Genomic DNA, 23,192 nt, shown 5'->3' with positions numbered 1-23,192 from the left:
GGGCCCGGCAGCAGTCGCTGCCGGGCCCTTCCCCATCACTGTCACCGGGTCAGGACGGGTTGCCCGTCGACACACCCAGCTGGATCTCGGGCATCTTCTTGGGGTCCACGTCCGTGCCGGCCGCCGGGAACTGGTCCATGACCGTGCCCTGGCCGTAGGTGTTCTCGTCCTCGGGTTTGATCTTCACCTTCCAGCCCGCGGCCTGCAGGCAGGACTTGACCGAGTCGATGTACTTGAACTGGAAGCTCGGGATCTGGATCTCGCTGGGGTCGTTGTACGACTCCTCGGGCTCCGTGCACGCGGTCGTCTCGATCGTCTTCGACGTGTCGCCCGCGCGGTGGCCCTCCACCGCCGTCGTCGAGGCGCTCGCGCTGGAGCTGCTGCCGCCGCTGCCCTTCAGGTCGGCCGTGCCGCCGTTGGACATCGCCAGGGCCGTGATCAGGGAGCCGATCGCGACGAGGGCGACGACGACCGCGCCGATGATCACCGGCTTGTTGTTCCTGCCGCCTCCCCCGGAGGCCGGCGTCGGGTGCTGCGGGGTCAGGTTGTACGGCGGCGGGGTGGAGATGCCCTGCTGCCCGAACCCGACCGAGGGCGGCGTCTGGTAGCCCGCCTGCTGCGGATAGCCGTACGCGGGCGAGGGCGCCGGAGCGGAGCCGTAGGGACCCGGGTGGTACGGCGTCTGCACGGGGCCGGAGGGTGCCGGGGCCGCCTGGTCGACCGGCGGGAACACCGCGGAGCCGACGCCGGCGCCGCTCTGGACGGGCGCGCCGGGCACGATGCTCGGGGCGGCCGCGTGGAGCGAGGACGCGACGCGGAGACACTCGTCGCGCATGGCCTCGGCGTTGGGGAAACGCTCGTTCGGGTTCTTCTTCAGCGCGCGGGCGACCAGCGCGTCCACCGCCGGTGGCAGGGAACGGTTGATCGAGGAGGGCGCGACCGGCTCCTCCTGCACATGCGCGTACGCGATGGCCAGCGGCGAGTCCGCGTCGAACGGCAGCCGCCCGGTGACCAGTTGGAACAGCATGATGCCGACCGAGTACAGGTCGCTGCGCGCGTCCACGCCCCGGCCGAGCGCCTGCTCCGGCGAGAGGTACTGCGGGGTGCCGACGACCATGCCGGTCTGCGTCATCGAGGTGACGCCGGACTGCATGGCGCGGGCGATGCCGAAGTCCATGACCTTGACGACACCGCGCTTGGTCATCATCACGTTGCCCGGCTTGATGTCCCGGTGGACCAGGCCCATCTCGTGGCTGATGTCCAGCGCGGCCAGCACGTCCGCGGTGATCTTCAGCGCCTTGTCGGCGGGCATCGCGCCGAACTGCCGTACGTCCTCGTCGAGGACGGAGCCGAGCGGGCGGCCCTCGACGTACTCCATGACGATGTACGGCATCGTCGTGCCGTCGAGCGCGTCCTCGCCGGTGTCGAAGACCGAGACGACGTTCGTGTGCGTGAGCTTGGCCACGGCCTGGGCCTCGCGGCGGAAGCGCTCGCGGAAGGCCTGTTCACGGCCGAGTTCGGTGTGGAGTGTCTTGATCGCGACCTGACGGTCGAGCACCGAGTCGTACGCCAGGTGTACGGAGGCCATGCCGCCCTCACCGAGCAGGTCGCGCAGCTGGTAGCGCCCACCTGCGAACGCGCGCCCCGCGTACCGGTCCTGTGGGCCGTCCTGGCTCATCTTCCGTGTCCCCCATCGGCGCCGGCTCGGTGATCGAATGCGTCATTCCCGGCCAAGTCTGCCGGAGGGCACTGACACGTCAAGCGCGGTGCCCGATCCGTGACCGTACGCGAAAGAAGAGTCGTGGAAGCGTTACAGGTGCTGTACCGGCGGTACACAGAATTTGCACGACGCCACGTGGTACCGATTTGATGGCCGGTCCGTCTCCGGACGATTCCGGCACTCATCCCGGAACGGCGGCTTGCGCTGAGCCTGTAGCGTGGCCGACGGAGACCGTAACAACACCGCGCGCACCGCGGGCAGAAACGACGGCGAGGACTGATGGCACAGCAGCACGCTCAGGGCCCGTCCGACCCCGAGACGGCTGGCGGCGGAATGTCGGACGCACCGGAGCTGTGGGGTAACGGCGGACTGGTCGGCGACGGCCGGTACCGGCTGACCCACAGACTGGGTCGGGGCGGTATGGCCGAGGTTTTCGCGGCCGAGGACGTACGGCTCGGGCGCACGGTCGCGGTCAAGCTGCTCCGCTCGGACCTGGCCGAGGACCCGACGTCGAAGGCCCGCTTCACGCGCGAGGCCCAGTCGGTGGCCGGGCTCAACCACCACGCGATCGTCGCCGTGTACGACTCCGGCGAGGACTACGTCGGCGGCATGTCGGTGCCGTACATCGTGATGGAGATCGTCGAGGGCCGGACGATCCGCGACCTCCTCCTGAACGCCGAGGCGCCCGGGCCCGAGCAGGCCCTGATCATCGTCTCCGGTGTCCTGGAGGCGCTCGCCTACTCGCACCAGCACGGCATCGTGCACCGCGACATCAAGCCCGCGAACGTGATCATCACGCACAACGGCGCGGTGAAGGTCATGGACTTCGGCATCGCGCGCGCCCTGCACGGGGCGTCCACGACGATGACGCAGACCGGCATGGTCATGGGCACGCCCCAGTACCTCTCCCCGGAGCAGGCGCTCGGCAAGGCCGTCGACCACCGCTCCGACCTGTACGCGACGGGCTGCCTCCTCTACGAACTCCTTGCGCTGCGGCCCCCGTTCACCGGCGAGACGCCGCTGTCGGTGGTCTACCAGCACGTCCAGGACATCCCGGTCCCGCCGTCCCAGACGTCGAACGGCGTCTGCCCGCCGGAGCTCGACGGCCTGGTCATGCGTTCCCTCGCGAAGGACCCGGACGACCGTTTCCAGACGGCCGAGGAGATGCGCGGGCTCGTCCAGTACGGCCTGCAGATGCTCTACGACCAGGGCGGCCACACCGGCACCTGGAACACGGGCCCGGTGACCGTGGCCAACGGGCAGGGGACCCCGCCCGGGGGGTTCGCCGGTACGACCGTGATGCCCCAGGACTCCTCCGGCACCACGCAGATCCCGCAGCCGATCCTGCCGGGCGGTTACGGCAACGGCGACGACGGCGGCTTCGAGGGGCACGGCAACCACGGCAGCGGCCGGGGCAAGCTGTGGATCCTGGCCGTCCTCGCGGTGGTCGCCATCGCGGCGGGCGTCGCGCTGGCGATGAACAACACAGGTAACGGCACCGGCGGTTCGGGCACCACCCAGTCGCCGACCACCTCGCAGTCCGCGACCGACGACACGGCCTCGGAGACGCCGAGCGACGACACGACCGCCTCGCCGTCCGACACGGCCACGGACGACAGCGGCACGAGTTCCGGTTCGAACTACACGCCGACGCCGACGCCCTCGTACACCCCGACCGAGACGGCCACCGAGAAGCCGTCGAGCACCCCGTCCGCGACAGCCTCCGAGGAGCCGTCGGACACCCCGTCCGCGACAACCTCGGCGGACCCGTCGGACTCGGGCGACCCCGGTGACGACGGCGGTACCGGCACGGTCGCCGGCGCGCTGGGCGGCTGACCTTCACGCACCCCGACACGCGCGCGTGCGCCCCGTAACAGGGGTCCACGCGCGCGTGCCGTTTTCCGGTGCCCCCAGGGGGCTCATTCCGCGAAGGCCTCGCACACCGCGTCGTACTCCCGCGTCCACCACACGGCGAGCGCCGACGCCGCCGGGAACTGCGGGTCCGCGCGGGTGTCGCCGCGTTCGTAGTGCCAGCGCAGCATCCAGAAGTCGTTGAGCCGCTCCCACCACACCCGGTGCACGGCGGCGGCGAGTTCGGAGGAGCCGGCGCGCGCCGTACGCCGGTACGCGTGCGCGTACGCCCGCACCTTCGACAGGTCCAGGGCCCCGTCGGGCCGTACGAAGAAGATCGCGGCGGCGCGTACGGCCTCTTCGGCGCGGGGCTGTACGCCGAGCCGGTCCCAGTCGACGATCGCGGCGGGGGCGTCGCCCTTGTAGAGCAGGTTGAACGGGTGGAAGTCCCCGTGCACCCACCCCACGGAGGCACCGCGCGGCGGACGCCGGTCCGCGTGCCGTTCCAGCAGCTCCCGGCGCTCCAGCAGCCGGCGTCTGGCGAGTTCGTCGAAGGCGTCGGCGGGCCGGTGCCGGCGGACGTGCCCGAGCAGGTCGTCGATGAGGGCGAAGGTGTCGGCCGGGTCGGCGCCCGGCGCGCACTCCTCCCGGCGCCCCGGCATGACCCGCTCCAGGCTCGCGTGGACGACGCCCAGCAGCGCCCCCAGCCGCCCGCACTGGACGGTGGTCAGCTGGCCGCCGTGGCGGTGGCGGCCGTCGATCCAGGGGTGCAGGGCGTAGGCGTGACCGCCCACGACGGCGACCGTACGGCCGTCGCGGGCCGGGAGCGGGGGTGCCACGGGGACGCCGAGGTCGGCCAGGCGCCGGGTCGCGGTGTGCTGGCGGGCGATCGCCGCCGGGTCCGCGGTCTCGGGGTCGAAGTGGTGCTTGAGGAAGTAGCGGCCCCGGGTGGTGCGGAGCCGGTAGCCGCGGTTCAGGAGGCCCTGTTCGACGGGTTCGCAGGTGACGGCGGACCCGGCGGCGTACTGGCGGAGAAGGGCGCCCAGAGGGGGCGCGTGGGGCATGGGGGGTGGTACACGTAAGCGCGGCACGCGGCCGATGCTAGGGCACGAGCCGGGCCCTTGAGCTGCGGTTTGTCACAGAAAGTCACCGGTCGGTCGTCGATGGTCGCTTTCGGTCACAGGGTGCGCCCGAAGTGCCTTTCGAGGCCGCCGTCCGTCGAGTGGACGGTGCCCAGTCGCGGCTCGATGCGCAGATAGACCGGCTCGTACGACTCGCCGTCCACTGTGTCCGGAGCGGGGCCGAAACGTTCGACCTGGTCAGCCGTCGGCTCGTACGTCTCGCACGCGCCCACGACCTGCACGGACCACAGACCCTCGCCCGGCCCGGCCGAGCCCAGATTGTCGGCCCCGTAGGCGACGACGCTGCCCACGCACGCGTGGTGGTATCCGTGACTCCGGGGCATGCGCAGCAGCAGCCGGCCGTCCTGGACGATGTGGCTGGCGAAGGCCAGGAAGGGCAGCGCCCGCAGAGTGGTGGCCACCCGGCCGTGGTCGGTACGGGCGAGCAGGTCGACGGCGAGCTCTGCGTCGGAGGGCATGTCACCACTGTCGGCCGGACCGCACGCCCAGGGGAGGGGTCTTTGGTCCCTAATGCCGCTGCTGCTCGACCTGACTCTGTGCCTGTGCCTGTGCCTGTGCCTGTTGCTGTGTCTGTCTGCGCGCCACATAGGCCGCCGCCTGCGAGCGCCGCTCCATACCGAGTTTGGAAAGCAGACTCGACACGTAGTTCTTGATGGTCTTCTCCGCGAGGTGGAGCCGCTCGCCGATCGCCCTGTTGGTGAGTCCCTCTCCGATCAGGTCGAGAATCCTGCGCTCCTGGTCGGTGAGAGAGTCGAACTTGTCGTCCTTCTGGGCGCCGCCGTTGCGCAGCCGCTCCAGCACCCGGGCGGTCGCCACCGGGTCGAGCAGCGACTTCCCGGCGGCCACGTCCCGTACGGCACTCAGCAGTTCGTTGCCCCGGATGGCCTTCAGGACGTACCCGGAGGCGCCCGCCATGATCGCGTCGAAGAGGGCCTCGTCGTCCGCGAACGAGGTCAGCATCAGGCACTTCACCGAGTCGTCCAGGGCGCGGATCTCGCGGCACACCTCGACACCGCTGCCGTCCGGGAGCCGTACGTCGAGAATCGCGACATCGGGGCGCACGGCCGGGATCCGCACCAGTGCGTCGGCCGCCGTACCGGCCTCGCCGACCACCTCGATGTCGTCCTCGACCGAGAGCATCTCGTACACGCCCCGGCGGACCACTTCATGGTCGTCGAGGAGAAATACGCTGATTTTTCCGTCTTCAGGCACGCGGTAAGTCTCACATACAGGCTCTTCCCGTGCCCGAGGTGAGCGGGATAACGTGCCGTTGTTCCGGCCCCCTGCAAGGCTGTGACCAGGACTTGTTCCCGACTTTCGCGATTTACTTGGAAATCCAAGCAAAATCGCAGGTCAGGAGGGGTTTCACAGAATTGTGGAGCACTGGGTAACGTGCCTGTTGCAGGGCGCTCGCCGGGGCACCTGTCACGCCTGCTCCCGACGAACCGCACCCACCCTGTGCGTCCGTGGGGCGCAGGTGAGCCGCACTGGCACCCGGCGAACCCGGGGAGCCGGACCGACGGAGGAGCACACGTGACCGTGGAGAGCACTGCCCCGCGCAAGCCGCGACGCAGCGCCGGAAGCAAGGCCAAGGGCGCCGACCCGGACCTCGTCCAGCTGCTGACGCCCGAGGGCAAGCGAGTCAAGAACGCCAAGACCGCCCCGTACGACAAGTACGTCGCCGGCATCACCCCCGAAGAGCTCCGCGGCCTGTACCGCGACATGGTGCTCACCCGCCGCTTCGACGCCGAGGCCACCGCCCTGCAGCGCCAGGGCGAGCTGGGCCTGTGGGCCTCGCTGCTCGGCCAGGAGGCCGCACAGATCGGCTCCGGGCGGGCCACCCGCGAGGACGACTACGTCTTCCCGACCTACCGCGAGCACGGCGTCGCCTGGTGCCGCGGGGTCGACCCGACCAACCTGCTCGGCATGTTCCGGGGCGTCAACCACGGCGGCTGGGACCCGAACACGAACAACTTCCACCTGTACACGATCGTCATCGGCTCGCAGACGCTGCACGCCACGGGCTACGCGATGGGCGTGACCATGGACGGCGCCGACAGCGCCGTCATCGCGTACTTCGGGGACGGCGCCTCCAGCCAGGGCGACGTGGCGGAATCGTTCACCTTCTCGGCGGTGTACAACGCCCCGGTCGTGTTCTTCTGCCAGAACAACCAGTGGGCCATCTCCGAGCCCACCGAGAAGCAGACCCGCGTCCCGCTCTACCAGCGCGCACAGGGCTACGGCTTCCCGGGCGTCCGCGTCGACGGCAACGACGTACTGGCCTGCCTCGCCGTCACCAAGTGGGCGCTGGAGCGGGCCCGCAACGGCGAGGGCCCGACGCTCGTCGAGGCGTACACCTACCGCATGGGCGCCCACACCACCTCCGACGATCCGACGAAGTACCGGGCCGACGAGGAGCGCGAGTCCTGGGAGGCGAAGGACCCGATCCTGCGGCTGCACCGGTATCTCGAGGCCTCAAACCACGCGTACGAGGGATTTTTCGCGGAACTCGAGACGGAGAGCGAGGCGTTGGGCAGGCGAGTGCGCGAAGCGGTCCGTGCCATGCCGGACCCGGACCGGTTCGCCATCTTCGAGCACGTGTACGCGGACGGGCACGCGCTCGTCGACGAGGAGAGGGCCCAGTTCGCCGCCTACCAGGCGTCGTTCGCGGACGAAGAAGGGGGTAAGTGACATGGCGGAGACCGCGACTTTCAAGAACCTGCCGCTGGCCAAGGCGATCAACGAATCGCTGCGCGCCGCCCTGGAGTCCGACCCCAAGGTCCTCATCATGGGCGAGGACGTCGGCAAGCTCGGCGGCGTCTTCCGCGTCACGGACGGCCTCCAGAAGGACTTCGGCGAACGCAGGGTGGTCGACACCCCGCTCGCCGAGTCGGGCATCGTAGGCACGGCCATCGGTCTCGCCCTCCGCGGCTACCGCCCGGTCGTGGAGATCCAGTTCGACGGCTTCGTCTTCCCGGCCTACGACCAGATCGTCACCCAGCTCGCCAAGATGCACGCCCGCTCCCTGGGCAAGGTGAAGATGCCGGTCGTCGTGCGCATTCCCTACGGCGGCGGCATCGGCGCCGTGGAACACCACTCGGAGTCCCCGGAAGCCCTGTTCGCGCACGTGCCGGGCCTGAAGATCGTCAGCCCGTCGAACTCGTCGGACGCCTACTGGATGATGCAGCAGGCCATCCAGAGCGACGACCCGGTGATCTTCTTCGAACCGAAACGGCGCTACTGGGACAAGGGCGACGTCAACACCGAGGCCATCCCCGACCCCCTCCACCGGGCCCGCGTGGTCCGCGAGGGCACGGACCTCACCCTCGCCGCCTACGGCCCGATGGTGAAGCTCTGCCAGGAGGTCGCCGACGCGGCCGCCGAGGAGGGCAGGTCGCTGGAGATCCTGGACCTGCGCTCGGTGTCCCCGCTGGACTTCGACGCGATCCAGGCCTCGGTCGAGAAGACCCGCCGCCTGGTCGTGGTCCACGAGGCACCGGTGTTCTTCGGCTCCGGCGGCGAGATCGCGGCCCGCATCACGGAGCGCTGCTTCTACCACCTGGAGGCCCCGGTGCTGCGCGTGGGCGGCTATCACGCCCCGTACCCGCCGGCACGCCTGGAGGAGGAGTACCTGCCGAGCCTGGACCGGGTGCTCGACGCCGTCGACCGCGCTCTGGCGTACTGAGGAGAGGGTCGTGACGACGATGACTGAAGCTGAAGCGTCCGTACGCGAATTCAAGATGCCGGACGTGGGCGAGGGCCTCACCGAGGCCGAGATCCTCAAGTGGTACGTCCAGCCCGGCGACACCGTCGCCGACGGCCAGGTCGTCTGCGAGGTGGAGACGGCGAAGGCGGCGGTGGAACTCCCCATCCCGTACGACGGCGTGGTGCGCGAACTCCGCTTCCCCGAGGGGACGACGGTGGCGGTGGGCATGTCCATCATCGCGGTGGACGTGTCCGGGGGCGCGGCTCCGGCCGAGGCTGCTGCTGAGATTCCCGAGGAGGAGGCGAAGCCCGCGGCACCGGCCCGCACGCCGGTACTGGTGGGCTACGGCGTCTCCACGTCCGCCACGAAGCGCCGCCCCCGCAAGGGCGCGGAGATCCCGGCGCAGGAGGTGTCGTCGGCGACGGCGGCGGTCCAGGCCGAGCTGAACGGGCACGCGAGCGGGACGGTCGTACAGCAACGCCCGCTGGCGAAGCCGCCGGTGCGGAAGCTGGCGAAGGACCTGGGCGTGGACCTGGCGACGGTGACTCCGTCGGGCCCGGACGGCGTGATCACGCGCGAGGATGTGCACGCGGCGGTGGCGCCAACACCGGCACCGGCATCGGTGCAGGCCCCCGAGCCCGCCGCCCTTGCGCCCGCCCCCGTGACGTACGACACGACCCGGGAGACCCGTGTCCCGGTCAAGGGCGTCCGCAAGGCGACGGCCGCGGCGATGGTCGGTTCGGCGTTCACGGCGCCGCATGTCACGGAGTTCGTGACGGTGGACGTGACCCGGACGATGAAGCTGGTCGAGGAACTCAAGCAGGACAAGGAGTTGCAGGGCCTACGGGTGAACCCGTTGCTCCTGATCGCCAAGGCCCTGCTGGTCGCCATCAAGCGCAACCCGGACATCAACGCGTCCTGGGACGATGCCGCCCAGGAGATCGTCCTCAAGCACTACGTCAACCTCGGCATCGCGGCGGCGACCCCGCGCGGCCTGATCGTGCCGAACATCAAGGACGCCCACGCGAAGACGCTGCCCCAACTGGCGGAGTCGCTGGGTGAGTTGGTATCGACGGCGAGGGAGGGCAAGACGTCCCCGGCGGCGATGCAGGGCGGCACGGTCACCATCACCAACGTCGGTGTCTTCGGCATCGACACCGGCACACCGATCCTCAACCCCGGCGAGTCCGCGATCCTCGCGATCGGCACGATCAAACTCCAGCCGTGGGTCCACAAGGGCAAGGTGAAGCCGCGCCAGGTGACGACGCTGGCGTTGTCCTTCGACCACCGGTTGGTGGACGGGGAGTTGGGGTCGAAGGTGCTGGCGGATGTGGCGGCGATTCTTGAGCAGCCGAAGCGGTTGATCACCTGGGGGTAGAGGCAGGGGCCGCGCATCCCCGTGAGTCGGGATGCGCGGCTCAGCTCTCCTGTGCCGGGTGTGCCGGGGGGCTGTAGTCGGCCCGGGGCGTGGTCAGCCGGTCGGCGACCAGCGCGAGCCAGCCGCTGGGTGAGTACGGCGTCGGTGGGTCGACCTCCATGCCCAACTCGGCGACGGCGAGGGCGTAGTCGGACTCGTCGATGTCCAGGGCGAGCAGTTCGTGCAGCTCGCCGGCGAGACGGGCGACCAGCTGCGGATCGGTCGAGGTCCGGTAGTCGTCGATCGCCGCGTCGTGGTCGTCGAACTCGTCCTGCATGTCCTGGGAGAACCAGCCGCCGAGGAACTGGCCGAGTTCCGGGAAGCGGGCGTGCCATTCCCAGTGGGTGGCGGGGGTGGCCGGGGGTGGGACCTCGCCCTCCTCGACGCTGTGCTTGATGTGGTCGGCGAGGCAGTACAGCCACTGCTGGATCTCGCCCTCGGGGAGCCCCACGTCCGGGACGGCGTAGAACTCGCCGAGACGCAGGCGGAGTCGGCCGGGCGGGTTGTCGGCGTACTCGCGGAGTTGACGTTCGGCGACGGCGAGAGCCCACGGTCGGCTGTGCCAGGTGTGGCGCAGGTAGGCGACCAGCGCCTCGCTCGCCTTGTCCGGGGTGTCGTCGGCCGACTGCCCGGCGTAGGCGCGGATCACCTGGTCCAACTCGCCGTAGCGGCGGTCGTGTTCGAGGGGGCTCAGGGGCACGGGATCAGCCTCTACGGGTCGTCATCACAGGTACATCGGAAACGTGGCGTGGACGGCGAAGCCGTGTGGCCGCGACTCGTCCCGCTTCAGGATCACCCGGGCCGCACGGACGTCGACGGGTTCCCGGCCGGCCAGCATCATCGCCTGGAGCAGTACACGTCCGACCGGTTCGGGGCGGGACGGCCAGGTCGCCTCGATGGTCAGGCGGGGGCGGGTGGACTGGGCGAGCCAGCGGTGGATGACTTGTTCGTTGGCGGTGACTACCTGTTGGGTGGCCCATTGGGCTGTTTCGTGGTCGGGGTAGGTGGCGGAACGGGTCCGCATTCGTTGCTCGCTCTCAGTCTTCACGGCCTGTACATCGCGACGCCAGTCCTCATGGTTTCGGGGGTGGCCAGGGGTGTCTAGTCATCCTCGAAACGCCAGAGAACCATGATATTTTCGTCAGAAACTCCGATGAGGCAGACGTCGATTGTTGTAGCGGCAAGCGAGTTTACGTGAAACGACGACACCAGAAAATCGGCCTGGTCACCATCTTCCGCGTGCCCGTGATTGGTGAAGAACCGGGCATTTTTCCCAGCAGTTCCCAAGGTTTCACGCAAGCAGTCGTCCCGCTCGGTGTCCAATGTTCGGAGGGATTCGCTGGGACCGTAGAGAAGGGACCCGCCGGAAATCAGTCTGGCCAGATCCAGAGCTCCCTCATATGAAACTTCAAAAAGGCTGTCACGCAATGTTGTGCGGTCAATACCTCGGAGTGCACGGGTTCCGCGAACCATTTCTACGACAGTTTCATGCCAATCCGCTTCCCCGCGGGAATCAACTGCAGCAAAGGATTGGCGTTCGTCGAAATATCCTTGCTGGCATCCGGGCAGGTCCGGATTCTTCCTCGTCACAGATCCTCCCATGGTGGGCTTATGGAAGCGTCGGCATGGATGTGTAGGCCACATAGGGTGGGTGGAGGCCATTCTTGTATTTGAGTACGACCTTCACGGTATGTGTATCCTGCGCCGCACTCGCATGCGGGTTGCCAGCTGTAATGGTACGTCCGGTCACGGAATTGTACTCGACCGGATCAAGAGTCAAAATAGAGGCATCGGTGCGTGGCCTGGAAAGCCACTTCTTGATCTTCTCCTGATTGTTCACGCCTGCGTTCTGCTGCCCTGAATTTGCAGGTGGTCCGACATATTCCATCGCGTTCTGTGTGTATTTTTGGGCGGCGGGAAGGTCCGAGAAAGTGGAGGCAGCGTCGATCGTCGGCTGATCCCTGAGCCGCTGCGCGAGCTGCGCATCGGTCTTACCCACGTGCTTGTCGATGATGTGACTGCCGTGTACTCCCTCCTGATTCGCTAGGTCGAGCGGGTACGCATGATTGGCTTCGCTGTCCCCTGGCACTGTATACAGAGGATTTCCCTTGAAACCTGTCAACGCCCGTGCGCCGAACGCCTCGGCTCTGGCCGTTTCGGCGTTGAAGGTCGGTATGCTCGTGTACGCCTCGTCCAATGCCGGCAGCAACGCTTTGATTTCGCCGGCCTGTCGATGAAGGCGGTTCTCGTAGGCCGACACGGCGTCGTTCAGGGCGCCCTCGTCGATGTTCAGCACGATCCCCACCGAGACGTCCGCGACCAAACCCTTTCCTGCTTCCCACAACCCCTTCACCAGGCTTTTGGCGTCCGTGATGTCCAGCTCTCTCGGATCGAGTTGCTTGAGACTGTCGACAACGGCTTGGCGGTAGATCCGGTGCAGATCGTCCCGGACGTCCTCGGCCGCCTTTGCGACGTTGTAGATCGCATCGACCATGGCATCGCACGTGTCGAAGAGAACGGCGAAGACGGGATGGCTGCTTCCCCTCTTGTTCGCGTCGTCGTTGGCCCAGTCGTAACCCTCACGGTTCTGGCCCCAGGCGGACGTCCCCCACAACGTGCTGCAGAACGTCCGCATCGCGTTGTACCAGTCCTGGTCGGTCTGGTCGGTGATGCTGCCGACGAGGCCCGTCAGCGTTCCGTCCACCATGCCGAGCGTGGTCTGCGGCATGCGCCATGCCTGGGAGATCGAGTACAGACGCAGATGATTGGGCAACGGGAGGATCGTCGCCGCTTTGCCCCAACGGCACTCGTGCTCCAGCAGGGGACGCATGACAGCCAGGACTACGGCTTCCAGACCTTCGAGGGCCTCCTGCATCAAGTCCTGGCCCGCGTCGATGTCCCCCCACTTGAAATCGGTGACCGGGCCGTAGGTGGGGGCTTTGTCGATGACATGCGGGTTCGGCCGATGCGTCGGCTGTCCTGTCGGCGAAGGGTGGGTGGCCGCGTCGGCCGCCGCGTAGTTGTTGGCAGTGGACGTGAAGCCGACAGCGGCTCCCCCCACGCTCACCACGGATTTCGCCCAGACATCGAGGAAGCGCTCGGCGACTTGCAGGTAGGTGGTCGTGAAGTCCTTCATCGCCGTGCCCCTCCCGCCGCCGTCCGGGTACCGGGCCAGTTCGTCGAGGAACGACTTGATGCCACGGTCAAGAGGGTCCTGCTGGCCTGCTATTCCCGTCGAGACGCCGTACAGGACGGTCGGAGTGACGTCGATCTTCCCGTTCGCCGGAGACGTCGGGGTGCTCATCAGCCCGCTCCCCAACCCCGCAGTACCGCCCGATGAGCCGCCGCGTAATTCGCATGACCGGTGGTGACATACGAGTGCAGCCACTTCTGCGCGGCCTGCAGGTCCTGCGCCGAGCGGTCCCACTCGTCGAGCTTCTCGACGAAGACCTCGCGGGCCTCGCCCTTCCAGGACAGGACGACCGGTTCGGCGCGGTCGTAGAGGTCGTCGAGTTTGCCGTTGAGCTGCTTGAGGATGTCCTCCAGCTCGGCGGCGAGGTCGTGGAGGGTGGCGAAGGAGACGGTTATGTGGTCGTCGTCGGCGGAAGCCCCGGTCGACATGATCCCCCTGGATATCGGTCGGCAACTATGGCTGGTTGATGGACACTTGGCGGCGGCCCGCGTTCAGAAAGGTCAGAAGGAGTCGAGGCTGCTGCGGGGCGGCGTCGGTGTATCGCCCGTCGCCCCCACCTTCGGCGTCGACAGCTTGTCGACCTCGCTGCCGACGTTGACCTGGATCTTCCGCATGCGCTCCAACACCTCGATGTCGTTCGCGGAGAAGCCGTCCCGGCTCATCCGGACGGCCTGCTCCAGCAGCTTCATCACTTCGCGGATGCGTACGGCGTCCTCGGTCGCCGCGCGGTGGAACTCGCGGTACGCCGTCGCCGCCGGGCCGCGCCAGCCGGCCTCGATGCGGTCGACGATCGCGTCCATGCGTCTGACCTGCTTGTCGAGGTGGTCCTGCATGTCGTCGAGGTCGCCGGCGAGTTTGGTGAGGTCGGAGGACGTGACCTTCAGGTCAGGGCCGCCGCCCTGGCCCGCACCGGTTCCGGGCACTGCCATGCCGTATCCCCGCCCCCGTCGCGTCGGCATCACACGTCACTTGCTGTTGCAATAATCCTACGGTTCGCAGTGGCTTCGAAGCGAGGCCGTTCAGGGGCCCGCGATGTCCAACTCCGCCCAGACGGTCTTGCCGACAGTGAGCTTCTCCACGGACCAACGGGCCGCCAGCGTACGGACGATGAGCAGGCCGCGGCCGAACTGGTCGTCGTGGGTGGAGATTTGGGGGTACGGGAGTCGCTCGCCCCTCGGGTCGGTGACCGCCACGCGCAATGCGTTGCCGGTGAGTGACGTCTCCACGCGGAACAGGCGGTCGCGGAGGCACCCGTGCAGTAACGCGTTCGTGCACAACTCGCTTGCCAGTAGCGCCGCGTCGCCGGCGGAGTTGGGGTGTCCCCAGGTGGTGGTGAGGTGGGCGACGTGTCTGCGGGCGCGGGGGATGTTGCTCGGGTACGGGGTGTAGGTGACGGCGTCGTAATGGTCGTACGGGCCGATGGGCTTGGGGAGTCCGGGAGGACAGGAGTCGGTCACCGGGGCGCACCTCCTTGTGCGATGGGGGAGCAGGAGCCAGGTGGGGTGGCTTTGCCGTGGGCAGCACGGTGCACTTCCGCCAACTGGTGTCGCTGGGTGGGCGATTGAGTACTGAAGGTGGCGGCGTGACGAGTAGGGCAGCAAGTGTGAGGCCATAAATTTCTACTCGAACTTGCTTGCCCTCCGTGTGGCCGCCGCACAGACTGTGACCAACTCGGCCGATGGGAAGGCGACATGGCAGGCAGAAACCCTGATCGCGGTGTGTCCGTATCGACCGTGCTGGCGCGGCGGCTGGGCGGTGAGCTGCTGCGTATGCGTGAGGGGCAGGGACTTAGGCAGGCGCATGCCGCCGAGGCGTTGTCGGCGTCGGTGGCCAAGGTCGCGAAGATGGAGCGCGGGCTGGTGCCGATCCGCGACCCGGACATTCGCGCGCTCTGTCACCTGTACGGCGAGACGGCTGAGCCGGTGATCGGGCGACTGCTGACCCTCGCGAGGACGGACCGTGAGAGACGCAAGGCTCGCGGTTGGTGGAACCAGTACCCGCAGCTTTCCGCGATGGTCGAGTACGTGGCGTTGGAGGACATCGCCACCAGCATGCGTACTTGGGAACTCGCCTTCGTCCCCGGCCTGTTGCAGACACCTGACTACGCGCGGGCGGTTGCCGTCGGCGCCGGATCGTGGGAGGACCCGGGTGAGATCGAACCCTTCGTGGAGGCCCGGCTGGCGCGTCAGGCTCGACTGCGTTCGGAGCGGCCACTGGAGTTGTGGGCCGTGGTGCACGAGGGCGCGCTACGTCAACTCGTAGGCGGGCGGGCTGTGATGAGGGAACAGCTGGGGCAACTGCTGGACCTTGCGCGCACGGACACGGTGACATTGCAGGTGGTGCCATTTCTGGCAGGCGCCAACCCCGGCATGATCGGGTCGTTCAGCATCGTCTCGTTCGCGGAACCCGGTGCCCTGGACGTCGTACACATGGACGTACCCTCTTCTACGCTCTGGTTGGAGAGCGAGGATGACGCGGCCCGGCACGGTCGGATCTTCGATCGCATCGCGCGAGTGGGGCTGGCGGAGCGCAACGCTCTCGACCTGATCGAAGCCATTCGCAAGGAGATGTAGATCCGGTGACAGAGTTCGTGTTCGTCAAGTCCAGCTACAGCGGCGGAGATGCTGGGCAGCAGTGCGTCGAAGTCGCCCGCAACATCCCCACCACCATCGCCGTCCGCGACTCCAAGGCCCCCGACGGACCCATACTCCAGGTCACCGCCTCCGCCTGGGCCGCGTTCGCAGTGCACCTGGGGGACGACCGAGGGTGAGCGATTCCGTCGGCCTCAGGTGGGGACGGGCCGGGCAGCGTGCCGCGCAGGGTGACGCGTCGTACGTGGTGCTCCGTGGCCTTGAGGCCGGCGCCGACTTCCCGAGCCGTTCGACCAGCACTTCCTCCTGCGGGGTGCCTCAGCCCTCTTGCAGCACCGTCCGGATCACGTACCGGGCATTGTGCGCCATCGCGGGGTTCGTCTTCCGGTAGTACGGCAGCGCGATCAGTGCCTGCGAGAGTGTGCGTCCCCGGCCGCGGATCCAGGTCGCGTCGTCCACGCCCAGCGCCTCGCGGAAGACTTCCCTCGCCTTGGCCGGCAGCAGATTCCACGCCGGGAACAGATCGCAGGCCGGATCGCCCGCGCCCAGGCACCCGAAGTCGATCACCGAGGTCAGCCTGCCACGGTCCACCAGCAGGTTGCCCGGCATGAGATCGGCGTGCAGCCACACCGGCGGCCCGTCCCAGCCGGGGGCCCGCAGCGCCTCCTCCCACACGGCTGTGGCGGCATCGCAGTCGACGCCCTCCTGTGGGATCCCGCGCAGCTCCTCGATCGCCGCCCGGGTCTCCGCGTCGAGCGAGGCGACCGGTCCCCCGCGGTGGGCCCGCGGCGCACCCGGCAGGGTGATGCTCCGCATCGCCGCCACGAACCCGGCCAGATCCTCGGCCAGCAGCACCGGCTCGCGCAGGGCTCCCGCCTCGGGATTCTCCCCGGCCAGCCACCGGTACACCGACCACGGCCACGGGTACCCCTGCGCGGGCTGCCCCTCCCCGAGTGCCTCGGGGACGGTCGTAGGCAGGTGAGGCGCGAGCAGGGGCAGCCACGTCCGCTCCATCGACACGTCGTTGGCCCCGCCCTGCACAAGCGGCAGCCGTACGACCATGTCATCGCCCAGCCGGTACATGGCGTTGACCGTCCCGCCGGACGGAAACCGCTCGACCGCCAGCCCCGCCCACCGCGGGAACTGCTCGGCGATCAGTCGCCGTACAAGGTCGACGTCGATGGGGTGCATGCCGGGATGCATCTGCCCTGTGTTCATGACACGTCATCCGACCGTCGGACGCCGGCGCGCGTCAATCACTTTTCGCTGGCACCACTTTCGCCACACGCCCTGGAGGGCAGCCTGAGTCGAAGAGCTCCGTACGACAAAGGGACCCGCCGCTGGCATGCGGCAGGCCCCCGAAGAACGTGTCGGTATGTCAGATCGTCGCGAACCCGTAGTTCAGGAGCTTCGTCGCGTCCGTCGCGCGCTGGGTGACGGAGGACGACGCGAGGACCGTGCCGATGACCGTCTTGCCGTTGCGGGTGGCGGCGAAGACGAGGCAGTACTTGGCCTCGGGGCCGGAGCCGGTCTTCACGCCGATCGTGCCGCTGTAGCTGCTGAGCAGGGTGTTCGTGTTGGTCCAGGCAGCCATCGTGCGGGTGCTGCCGGTCTTGGTGATCGTCTTGGCGGTGTACGACTTCGTCTTGACGACCGTCTTGAACGTGGAGTTCTTCATCACGTTGCTGGCGAGCTTCGTGAGGTCGCGCGGCGTCGAGTAGTTGCTGCCGTTGCCGATGCCGTCGAAAGAGTCGAACTTCGTGTTCGTCAGGCCGAGCGTCTTCGCCGTCGAGTTCATCTTCGCGATGAACGACTTCACGCGCGCCGCCCGCGTCGAGCCCGTACCGAACTTGTCGGCCAGGGCGTACGCCGCGTCACAGCCCGACGGCAGCATCAGGCCGTAGAGGAGCTGGCGGACGGTGACCTTGTCGCCGACGATCAGGTGGGCGGAGGAGGCGGTGTTGGCGACGATGTAGTCGCTGTACGCCTTCTGGATGGTGACCTTGGCGTCGAGGTTGAGGTTCGACTGGGAGAGCACGACCTTCGCGGTCATGATCTTCGTGGTGGAGCCCGTCGACCGCTTGGTGTCCGCGGCCTTCGTGTAGAGCGACTTGCCGGTGGCGTTGTTCATCACAAAGCCGCCCGCCGCCACGATCGTCGGCTTCGTGACGGCCTGCGCGGGTGCCGCGGTCAGGGCGCCGGTCGCGAGCACGGCGCCTGCGGTCACGGTGACCGCGGCGGCTCTGCGGAAGCGGCTGCCCTTGATGCCGGTAATGGCAGTAATCAACTGAGGTACCCCGAATACGTTGAATGCCCCTGAGGAAACGGCCCAGTTGGAGGGGGGAAAGAGAGGGCCGCACGTGTGTGACACGTAAGTAGCACAGAAGGTTGTGCGGTTGCTGGGTCGGGTTCCCCGAATGTGTGAAACGCCCCCGAGAACCGGCCGCAACCGGCCGCGGAAACTCGCGCCGTAGACGCATCCCCGTAGACGCGCCCCCGGCTCCCGTTGGTTCCCCTCGACTCCCCTCCGTTCCGTCCGCATCCTGGACGCCCGTCCTCATGCGTACGTGTTGTATCTATGCTGTCCTCATGTCGTCCCCGTCCCTCTCTCCGTCCCTCGCCGCCACCGGTTCCGCCCCTCCCGCCGTCAAGCAACCCCCCGCCGCCGACCGCGTCTACACCCACGTCAAACAGGGTGTCCTGGACCGGCGTTACGAAGGCGGAACCCTGCTCACCGAGGGCGAGTTGGCCGAGGCTGTCGGAGTGTCACGGACACCCGTGCGCGAGGCGCTGCTGCGGCTGGAGGTCGAGGGGTTGATCAAGCTCTACCCGAAGAAGGGCGCCCTCGTCCTGCCCGTCTCCTCGCAGGAGATCGCGGACGTCGTGGAGACCCGGATGCTGGTCGAGCAGCACGCGGTCCGCAAGGTCGTACCGGCGTCGCCGACGCTCATCGCCCGGCTGGAGGAACTCCTGGACCGGCAGAAGGAGCAGGCCGCCGCGGGGGACCTCGCCGGCGCCGCCGTCACCGACCGCTGCTTCCACGCCGAGATCGTCCGCAGCGGCGGCAACGAAATCCTCTCCCGCCTCTACGACCAACTCCGCGACCGCCAGCTGCGGATGGGCGTCGCCATCATGCACTCGCACCCCGACCGCATCGCCAAGACGCTCACCGAGCACGCGGCGATCCTCGACGCGCTGCGCACCGGGGACGCCGAGGCGGCCGCCGGGATCGTGCACCAGCACGTCGACTGGTTCTCCCACCTGGCTCGGGGCGAGGTCCGATGAGCAGCAGCAGTTCGAGTTCCGCTTCCGCGCTGTCCCTGCCCGGTGATCCGCCCGGTGGCCGCCGTGCCATCGCCGTGTGGGGCATCGGCGTCTCCGTCTACTTCGTCGCCGTCATCTTCCGTACGTCCCTCGGGGTCGCCGGCCTCGACGCGGCCGAGCGCTTCCACGTCAACGCCTCCGCCCTCTCCACCTTCTCGATCCTCCAACTGCTGGTCTACGCGGGCATGCAGATACCCGTCGGCCTGCTCGTCGACAGCCTCGGCACGAAGAAGGTCCTGACCATCGGGGTGGTTCTCTTCACCGCCGGCCAGCTCGGCTTCGCCTTCTCCCCCTCCTACGGCACCGCCCTCGCCTCCCGCGCACTGCTCGGCTGCGGCGACGCGATGACGTTCATCAGCGTGCTGCGGCTCGGCACCCGCTGGTTCCCGGCCCGGCGCGGACCGATGGTCGCCCAGCTCGCCGGCCTCGCCGGAATGGCCGGAAACCTCGTCTCCACCCTGGTGATCGCCCGCCTGCTGCACGGCATCGGCTGGACGGCCGCCTTCGCGGGCAGCGCGCTCGCGGGAGTCGTCGTACTCGTCCTGCTGCTGCTCTTCCTGAAGGACCACCCGGAGGGCCACGAGCCGGAGCCCTTCCCGCACCGGGGAGCGGCGTTCGTACGACGCCAGATCGCCGCTTCCTGGCGCGAACCGGGCACCCGACTCGGCCTCTGGGTGCACTTCACCACCCAGTTCCCCGCGATGGTGTTCCTGCTCCTGTGGGGCCTGCCCTTCCTGGTCCAGGCCCAGGGCCTGTCCCGCGCCACCGCCGGCGAACTCCTCACCCTCGTCGTCCTGTCGAACATGGTGGTGGGGCTGATCTACGGCCAGATCGTCGCCCGGCACCACGCGGCCCGGCTGCCGCTCGCGCTCGGCACGGTCGGCGCGACGGCGTTCATCTGGGCGGTCGTCCTCGTCTACCCCGGCGATCACGCGCCGATGTGGCTGCTGATCGTGCTGTGCGCCGTGCTCGGCTCCTGCGGGCCCGCCTCGATGCTCGGCTTCGACTTCGCCCGCCCGGCCAACCCGCCGGAGCGTCAGGGCACCGCCTCCGGGATCACCAACATGGGTGGTTTCACAGCCTCGATGACGACCCTGTTCGCGGTCGGTGTCCTCCTCGACGCGACCGACGACAACTACTCGATCGCCTTCTCGGTGGTCTTCGTGCTCCAGGCGATCGGCGTCAGCCAGATCCTCCGGCTACGGCGCCGGGCGGCCCGCCGCGAGCGCGAACGGCTGGTGGCGAGCCGGGTGGAGACGGTGCACGTGCCGGCGTGACACACCCCTACGCAGGGATCAAGGTCAAATACGTGATCCCCAGCACACCCCGGTAGCTCATCCACTGGGCCCGGTGCCGGTCGAGGCGCTCGCGGGTCTCGGCGGCCAGGGGGTGATCACCGTGCCCGGCGAGCCACACCTCCGTGTCCGCCTGGTACCCGGCCTCGAACTCCTCCCACTCGTCCGCGTTCGCCGTCTCGACCCATTCGGGACGGAACCCGGCCGCCACCGCGAGATCGACGAGCGTCGCCAGGTCGTAGTGGTCGTCGGCACGCGCCCCCGGCCACATGCCGGCCAACTCGGCCGTCGTGGGCGGGCGTTGCCAGAACCCCTCGCCGAGCAGCACACGTCCGCCGTCGGCGACGAGCCGCCGCAGTTCCCGCAGCGCTTCGGCGGTGTGCCGGGGAGGCTCCTCGGCGCTGAGGGCCTGGCTCGCGCCCAGACACAGCACCAGATCGGCCGGCCCGCGCGCCGTCCCCACGGCCGACTCCTCGACGAACTCGACCCGCTCCGCGAGCCCCCGCGCCTCGGCGTCGCGCCGCCCGCGGTCCAGATCCCGCGCGTTCACGTCGACACCGACACCCCGCGCTTCCGGTACGGCGGTCAGCACCCGGAGCATCAACTCGCCCCAGCCGCAGCCCAGATCGAGCACCGTTCGCGGCGCCGCACCCGCCAGCCGCCGGACGATCCGGTCCGCGCGCTCCTCGGAGAGGGGACCGTGGAAGGTGAGCCGGGTGAGGCGGGGCGGACCGTCGTCGGGCTCGGCGTTCTCGGCGTTCTCGGTTTTGGTGGACGTCACATCAGACATGCGGCGGAGGCTAGCCGCGGACGGCCGACCACCGACAACGAATTTGCGCCCCCGGTGACCGACTTGGGCTTGGGCGTGTCACTTCGTGACCGTGAAGTTCCGCAGTATCGACGCCGCCAGCTCCGGATCGCCGTCCGCCTTGACGCGGTCGGTCACCGAGTCGAGGGGGACGCGTCCGCAGGCCAGCCGGACGTACGTCTCCCAGTCGAGGATCAGGGTGGCGGCGGGGCCGAGCGCCGGGGCCGTCTCGAGGGTGCCGCGGCCCTGGATGTCGACCCGGATCGTACGGAGGAACTCGATCGGACCGTGCACGTCGAAGACGACCGCCGAACTGCGCGGTGCGCCCGCGTCGTCGGCGACGACGCGGGGGAGCTCGGCGAGGAGGACGTCACGGGCGACCTGCGCGCCGGGTGAGTCGAGGTTTCCGGGGCGGCCGAGGGCGGTGCGCAGATCCTGCTCGTGCACCCACACGTTGAACGCGTGGTTCCGCATGGACTGTTCGAGCGTGACCTCGGTGCTGACATGGCCGCGCACCTTCGTACCAGGGTCCCGCGACTCGTTCCGCAACTGCCGGTTGCGGCGGATGATCGTGTACTCCAGCTCCGACGTCATCTCCGGCGCCGTGTGGTGGCGGCGGACATCGACCTGCATCTCCATGTACCGCTGGTGCTCGTTGGTGACGTGGTAGAGGTCGCGCGGGAGAGTGTGGATGGGGCGGGGGTCGCCGAGCATCTCGTTGTCCAGCCCGATGACATGGGAGACCACGTCACGCACCGACCAGCCGGGGCACGGCGTTCGCCGGTTCCACTCTCCCTCCACGAGGGGGGTCACCAGCTCGGATATCGCTTCGATGGAGTGGGTCCAGGCGTCGGCGTAGGGCTGGAGAGTGGGATGCAGACTCACGGAACGGGACCCCTCGGCGGTCGGTACAGGTCGGGTGGCGGGCGGCGTTGCCAGCGGGAGGTGGCTGTCGGCGGGTGTCTTGGAACGCTAAGTTACGCTGCTGTGAGGCACCCCGGCAGTGCTTTCGTGTGACGATCGTAGGCCCGTGTGAACGGCTCGAATGCCAGGACGGTGGTAGTGTGCGCGCCTCTCTCATCCAGATCGCCGTAGAAGAGGGCGAATCGGTCGAAAATCGCCGGGTTCGGGTGGGTGCTCTCGTCCGCGAACAGGCGGGCGCCGATCTGGTCGTCCTGCCGGAACTGTGGACCACGGGCGCGTTCGCCTACGAGCAGTTCGGCACCGAGGCCGAGCCGCTGGAGGGGCCCACCTACGAGGCGATGGCCAAGGCGGCGAGCGACGCGGGCGTCTGGCTGCACGCGGGCTCGATCCCGGAGAGGGACCCGGAAGGCCCCCTCTACAACACGTCCCTCGTCTTCTCCCCCTCCGGTGAACTGGCCGCCGCCTACCGCAAGATCCACCGCTTCGGCTTCGACAAGGGCGAGGCCGTGCTGATGGGCGCGGGCGCCGAACTGGTGACGGTCCGTCTGCCCGAGACGACCCTCGGTCTTGCCACCTGCTACGACCTCCGTTTCCCCGAACTCTTCCGCGGCCTCGTCGACGCCGGCGCCGAGACCCTCGTCCTCCCCGCGGGCTGGCCCGAACGCCGCCGCTCCCACTGGACCCTCCTGGCGCAGGCCCGCGCCGTGGAGAACCAGTCGTTCGTCCTCGCCTGCGGAACGGCCGGCACGCACGCCGGAGTTCCCCAGGCCGGTCACTCGATCGTGGTCGATCCCTGGGGCGAGGTCCTGGCGGAGGCGGGCGCGGGCGAGGAGATCCTCACGGTGGACTTCGACCCGGCGAAGGTGGCGGTGACCCGCGAACAGTTCCCGGCGCTGAAGGACCGGGTGCTGGGGTTGGAGCGTCCGGGGCGGGCGAGCTGAGCGGCAGAACCGGGCGGACACCGGCCGCACCGAAGCGCGGCTCCGGGGCGACCGCCGGCCGCCGGGCCGTACTCACCGACCTGCTCATCGCGTGGGGCCTTGCGACGGTGCTCGTCCGGCTCGTGGGCAAGCTGAACGACGACCCTCCCGGCTGGACGGACAGCGCGGTTCTCGGCGCGCTGTTCGTCGTGGGCGGCCACTTCAGGGACCGCCTTAAAGAACGCCGCCGGACCCGAGCCCGCGCAGCCGCCGACCAGGAAGCGCGTTAGTCCCCCCCGGG

General features: G+C 68.7%; 25 protein-coding genes. 10 read left to right on the top strand and 15 right to left on the bottom strand.

Annotation, left to right across the window (positions count from 1 at the left end; genetic code table 11):
- Positions 1-49: 49 nt before the first annotated feature.
- Complete coding sequence (locus OO70_RS25260; RefSeq protein WP_043675875.1) at positions 50-1,678, bottom strand: protein kinase domain-containing protein; 1,629 nt, start codon at positions 1,676-1,678, stop codon at positions 50-52.
- A gap of 375 nt (positions 1,679-2,053) precedes the next feature.
- On the opposite strand from OO70_RS25260, the gene OO70_RS25255 reads away from it, so the two are divergent.
- Entirely contained in the window at positions 2,054-3,556 is a 1,503-nt protein-coding gene (locus OO70_RS25255; protein ID WP_051741609.1) for a protein kinase domain-containing protein, read from the top strand.
- A gap of 83 nt (positions 3,557-3,639) precedes the next feature.
- Here the strand turns inward: OO70_RS25255 and OO70_RS25250 are convergent, their stop codons facing one another.
- From OO70_RS25250 to OO70_RS25240, 3 genes are all read right to left on the bottom strand, one after another.
- On the bottom strand, positions 3,640-4,635 hold the full coding sequence (locus OO70_RS25250) for a phosphotransferase (protein ID WP_043675869.1): 996 nt from the start codon (positions 4,633-4,635) through the stop codon (positions 3,640-3,642).
- Between the two features lie 113 nt (positions 4,636-4,748).
- Positions 4,749-5,171, bottom strand: a complete 423-nt coding sequence (locus OO70_RS25245; protein ID WP_043675866.1) for a pyridoxamine 5'-phosphate oxidase family protein — start codon at positions 5,169-5,171, stop codon at positions 4,749-4,751.
- A gap of 49 nt (positions 5,172-5,220) precedes the next feature.
- The gene (locus OO70_RS25240) at positions 5,221-5,925 is read right to left on the bottom strand and encodes a response regulator (protein WP_051741593.1); all 705 of its coding nucleotides are present in this window, start codon (positions 5,923-5,925) and stop codon (positions 5,221-5,223) included.
- A 321-nt stretch (positions 5,926-6,246) separates the two neighbouring features.
- Between OO70_RS25240 and pdhA the strand changes: the two genes are divergently transcribed.
- The 3 genes from pdhA to OO70_RS25225 are packed head-to-tail and all read left to right on the top strand — an operon-like array spanning position 6,247 to position 9,797.
- Positions 6,247-7,404: a pyruvate dehydrogenase (acetyl-transferring) E1 component subunit alpha gene (gene pdhA / locus OO70_RS25235; protein WP_043675864.1), complete on the top strand. Its 1,158-nt coding sequence runs from the start codon at positions 6,247-6,249 to the stop codon at positions 7,402-7,404.
- A gap of 1 nt (position 7,405) precedes the next feature.
- Complete coding sequence (locus OO70_RS25230) at positions 7,406-8,398, top strand: alpha-ketoacid dehydrogenase subunit beta (protein ID WP_043675861.1); 993 nt, start codon at positions 7,406-7,408, stop codon at positions 8,396-8,398.
- Between the two features lie 10 nt (positions 8,399-8,408).
- Positions 8,409-9,797, top strand: a complete 1,389-nt coding sequence (locus OO70_RS25225) for a dihydrolipoamide acetyltransferase family protein (protein WP_043675859.1) — start codon at positions 8,409-8,411, stop codon at positions 9,795-9,797.
- Between the two features lie 40 nt (positions 9,798-9,837).
- Here OO70_RS25225 and OO70_RS25220 read toward each other — a convergent pair whose 3' ends face one another.
- The 7 genes from OO70_RS25220 to OO70_RS25195 form a co-directional block, all read right to left on the bottom strand.
- Positions 9,838-10,536, bottom strand: coding sequence for a contact-dependent growth inhibition system immunity protein (locus OO70_RS25220; RefSeq protein ID WP_043675856.1), 699 nt, complete (start codon positions 10,534-10,536; stop codon positions 9,838-9,840).
- A 24-nt stretch (positions 10,537-10,560) separates the two neighbouring features.
- Positions 10,561-10,860, bottom strand: a complete 300-nt coding sequence (locus OO70_RS25215; protein WP_043675853.1) for an RNase A-like domain-containing protein — start codon at positions 10,858-10,860, stop codon at positions 10,561-10,563.
- Between the two features lie 77 nt (positions 10,861-10,937).
- A complete protein-coding gene (locus OO70_RS54700; RefSeq protein ID WP_158711512.1) occupies positions 10,938-11,426 on the bottom strand; it encodes a hypothetical protein in 489 nt (162 codons plus the stop codon).
- A gap of 19 nt (positions 11,427-11,445) precedes the next feature.
- Positions 11,446-13,140 carry an RNase A-like domain-containing protein gene (locus OO70_RS25210; RefSeq protein WP_051741591.1) on the bottom strand — a complete coding sequence of 565 codons (1,695 nt, stop codon included), beginning with the start codon at positions 13,138-13,140 and terminating at the stop codon, positions 11,446-11,448.
- On the bottom strand, positions 13,140-13,457 hold the full coding sequence (locus OO70_RS25205) for a WXG100 family type VII secretion target (RefSeq protein WP_043675850.1): 318 nt from the start codon (positions 13,455-13,457) through the stop codon (positions 13,140-13,142). The genes OO70_RS25210 and OO70_RS25205 overlap by 1 nt, the downstream gene beginning before the upstream one ends.
- Positions 13,458-13,529: 72 nt before the next feature.
- Positions 13,530-13,958, bottom strand: a complete 429-nt coding sequence (locus OO70_RS25200; RefSeq protein ID WP_043675847.1) for a WXG100 family type VII secretion target — start codon at positions 13,956-13,958, stop codon at positions 13,530-13,532.
- A gap of 90 nt (positions 13,959-14,048) precedes the next feature.
- Entirely contained in the window at positions 14,049-14,486 is a 438-nt protein-coding gene (locus OO70_RS25195) for an ATP-binding protein (RefSeq protein ID WP_043675844.1), read from the bottom strand.
- A gap of 234 nt (positions 14,487-14,720) precedes the next feature.
- On the opposite strand from OO70_RS25195, the gene OO70_RS25190 reads away from it, so the two are divergent.
- Together OO70_RS25190 and OO70_RS25185 are read left to right on the top strand one after the other, a co-directional pair.
- Positions 14,721-15,602 carry a helix-turn-helix domain-containing protein gene (locus OO70_RS25190; protein ID WP_043675841.1) on the top strand — a complete coding sequence of 294 codons (882 nt, stop codon included), beginning with the start codon at positions 14,721-14,723 and terminating at the stop codon, positions 15,600-15,602.
- 5 nt (positions 15,603-15,607) lie between these two features.
- Complete coding sequence (locus tag OO70_RS25185) at positions 15,608-15,799, top strand: DUF397 domain-containing protein (RefSeq protein WP_043675839.1); 192 nt, start codon at positions 15,608-15,610, stop codon at positions 15,797-15,799.
- Between the two features lie 139 nt (positions 15,800-15,938).
- Here the strand turns inward: OO70_RS25185 and OO70_RS25180 are convergent, their stop codons facing one another.
- Positions 15,939-16,838, bottom strand: coding sequence for an aminoglycoside phosphotransferase family protein (locus OO70_RS25180; protein ID WP_199827395.1), 900 nt, complete (start codon positions 16,836-16,838; stop codon positions 15,939-15,941).
- A 160-nt stretch (positions 16,839-16,998) separates the two neighbouring features.
- Entirely contained in the window at positions 16,999-17,907 is a 909-nt protein-coding gene (locus OO70_RS25175; RefSeq protein ID WP_043675833.1) for a D-alanyl-D-alanine carboxypeptidase family protein, read from the bottom strand.
- Between the two features lie 302 nt (positions 17,908-18,209).
- On the opposite strand from OO70_RS25175, the gene OO70_RS25170 reads away from it, so the two are divergent.
- Both OO70_RS25170 and OO70_RS25165 read left to right on the top strand, forming a co-directional pair.
- Entirely contained in the window at positions 18,210-18,905 is a 696-nt protein-coding gene (locus OO70_RS25170) for a GntR family transcriptional regulator (RefSeq protein WP_043675830.1), read from the top strand.
- Entirely contained in the window at positions 18,902-20,221 is a 1,320-nt protein-coding gene (locus tag OO70_RS25165; RefSeq protein ID WP_043675827.1) for an MFS transporter, read from the top strand. The genes OO70_RS25170 and OO70_RS25165 overlap by 4 nt, the downstream gene beginning before the upstream one ends.
- 7 nt (positions 20,222-20,228) lie before the next feature.
- On the opposite strand, the gene OO70_RS25160 is transcribed toward OO70_RS25165, so the two are convergent.
- Together OO70_RS25160 and OO70_RS25155 are read right to left on the bottom strand one after the other, a co-directional pair.
- Positions 20,229-21,029 (bottom strand): SAM-dependent methyltransferase, encoded by an 801-nt coding sequence (locus tag OO70_RS25160; protein WP_051741589.1) that lies wholly within the window; start codon positions 21,027-21,029, stop codon positions 20,229-20,231.
- A 78-nt stretch (positions 21,030-21,107) separates the two neighbouring features.
- Complete coding sequence (locus tag OO70_RS25155) at positions 21,108-21,932, bottom strand: maleylpyruvate isomerase family mycothiol-dependent enzyme (RefSeq protein WP_043675821.1); 825 nt, start codon at positions 21,930-21,932, stop codon at positions 21,108-21,110.
- A 179-nt stretch (positions 21,933-22,111) separates the two neighbouring features.
- Between OO70_RS25155 and OO70_RS25150 the strand changes: the two genes are divergently transcribed.
- Complete coding sequence (locus tag OO70_RS25150; protein ID WP_043675819.1) at positions 22,112-22,912, top strand: carbon-nitrogen family hydrolase; 801 nt, start codon at positions 22,112-22,114, stop codon at positions 22,910-22,912.
- Between the two features lie 122 nt (positions 22,913-23,034).
- On the top strand, positions 23,035-23,181 hold the full coding sequence (locus OO70_RS54695) for a hypothetical protein (protein WP_158711511.1): 147 nt from the start codon (positions 23,035-23,037) through the stop codon (positions 23,179-23,181).
- The last annotated feature ends 11 nt before the right edge of the window (positions 23,182-23,192 follow it).

The sequence above is a fragment of the Streptomyces xylophagus genome (assembly GCF_000716435.1).
GTDB classification, from domain to species: Bacteria; Actinomycetota; Actinomycetes; order Streptomycetales; family Streptomycetaceae; genus Streptomyces; species Streptomyces xylophagus.
Note: the sequence above shows the minus strand (reverse complement) of the source record. Positions and strands in the feature narration are given on the sequence as shown.